Source organism: Capnocytophaga sp. oral taxon 332 str. F0381 (assembly GCF_000318275.2).
GTDB lineage: Bacteria > Bacteroidota > Bacteroidia > Flavobacteriales > Flavobacteriaceae > Capnocytophaga > Capnocytophaga bilenii.
Map to the genome: position 1 here is coordinate 1 of NZ_KB291318.1, position 1608 is coordinate 1608.

Annotated in this window: 3 protein-coding genes; all 3 read right to left on the bottom strand. The window is 28.2% G+C overall.

Features of this window, described 5'->3' with window-relative positions:
* Nucleotides 1–47 precede the first annotated feature (47 nt).
* The 3 genes from HMPREF9075_RS07375 to HMPREF9075_RS07385 are packed head-to-tail and all read right to left on the bottom strand — an operon-like array spanning nucleotide 48 to nucleotide 1352.
* The gene (locus HMPREF9075_RS07375) at nucleotides 48–710 is read right to left on the bottom strand and encodes a hypothetical protein (protein ID WP_009415890.1); all 663 of its coding nucleotides are present in this window, start codon (nucleotides 708–710) and stop codon (nucleotides 48–50) included.
* Entirely contained in the window at nucleotides 710–1144 is a 435-nt protein-coding gene (locus tag HMPREF9075_RS07380; protein WP_009415891.1) for a hypothetical protein, read from the bottom strand. Before HMPREF9075_RS07380 ends, HMPREF9075_RS07375 begins: the two co-directional genes overlap by 1 nt.
* Before the next feature lies 1 nt (nucleotide 1145).
* Nucleotides 1146–1352, bottom strand: a complete 207-nt coding sequence (locus tag HMPREF9075_RS07385; protein ID WP_009415892.1) for a hypothetical protein — start codon at nucleotides 1350–1352, stop codon at nucleotides 1146–1148.
* Between the last annotated feature and the right edge of the window lie 256 nt (nucleotides 1353–1608).

Sequence of the window (1608 nt, forward strand, 5' to 3'; positions counted from 1 at the left end):
TTAAAATATACCTTGCACTCCACAATTCAAAATTCACAATTCAAAATTCAAAATTCAAATTTCTCTCTTTCAAAAATATGCAAAGTATGATTACTATCTAAGATATACACCTTATTTTCTGAGACTTTTAAATCTTTAAGCTGGGTAAAACTATCATCTCTTTCCACTACTGCAATAGGCTCTGAAATATAGATAATCTCCTTGGTATTGATGTCTAAAATACCAAATCTTAGTTGTTCAGCAAGATAAAAGTACAATAGATTATCTTGAACAACAAAATCTTCAGCAGTATCATTTGCTTTTTTGATGTTGTACTTTTCAAACTCCTCTTGTAAGCCATATTGAGTAACAAAAGGGGGGTCTTGATTTAAATCTATTTCAATAAAAATATGTGCTAATCCAAAAATTTTTCCTCCTTCATTATCCAAGTAATAATCACTTCTAAAAAAATCTTTACCTTTGCAAATAGTTTTTCCTATAGCTTGGTGATATTCGGGAATACGGTATTTTAATTCTCCTGTTTTGATGTCTAAGCCTATAAAGCCTCCTATCTCTATAAAAGCCCAAAAAATATTGTTGTATATACCAATAAGTTTATATACTTCAAAAAATCTTTCTTCATCCCACGAATTTTTCCACTTCCCAAGTGAAGAAAGAGGAAACTCCCAAAGATGTTCTTTCTTTTGAATAGAAAAGGCTCTGATAGACATTACATCATCGTATATTTTATCCTTTTTGTATGTATATATATATATATACCCATTTGGAAAAAACTTATAGAAAATTTGTCAATATCTCCCAATACCATAAGATTCTCTTCTCTATCCAAGAGAGCTGTAATGAATATTTTTTGTTGTTCATCTAAAAAATAAGTTTCTAAAAACTCTTTAGATAAATACAAAAAAGCTTTGTCTTTTCCTTCTTCTATTAACTCTAAATTTTCGTCAAAGATTTTATAATTATTCTCCCACTCACTACAATAGAATTTGCCATTAAAAGTAGCAAGCGGACTTAGTGGCGTTTTATAAAGCATTTGTTTCTTTTCACCACATTGAATTTCACGTGATGTATTGATGTAATAAGGTTTGGCTTTATAAATAACATAATCTCTTACATTATCTATTTTAGAATTTAGTTTAAACATTTTATTGTATTTTTATAAAGTTATAGAGTGCTGAATTTGTATCGTTTATCAACTTTTCTAATCTTACTTTATCATTAGGATTTATAATACCTAAACTTTTCTTCAATTCAGGGCTCATAATCTCTAAAATTTCATCACTATTACGCTTAAACACTTCTTTAAAAGCTTGTTTTACTTCATTTATATTAGCTTTATTACTGTTAATCACATAAGTTAAATCTTTTATTTCATCAACTTCTTGTAAATAACTTTCAAATTGCTTGATAAACCCTTTATCATTAGCTATTTTACTCCACGTTTCGCTATGAAGTTGTTTAAACTTTCTCTTCTTTGGGCTACTCTCTTTTAAAAGGTAGAAGTATTTAGTTACTTTCTTTGTTTATCGCATACCTTTAGCCTTTCTTCTTAAGACTTATCTCTGTAATCTTATTTTCAGGATATGACATTCTTTTCATACTCCCATC

Bases quoted from the DNA above. Each gene is read 5' to 3' on its own strand.
- HMPREF9075_RS07375 (WP_009415890.1), bottom strand. From the start codon at position 710: ATGTCTATCAGAGCCTTTTCTATTCAAAAGAAAGAACATCTTTGGGAG.
- HMPREF9075_RS07380 (WP_009415891.1), bottom strand. From the start codon at position 1,144: ATGTTTAAACTAAATTCTAAAATAGATAATGTAAGAGATTATGTTATT.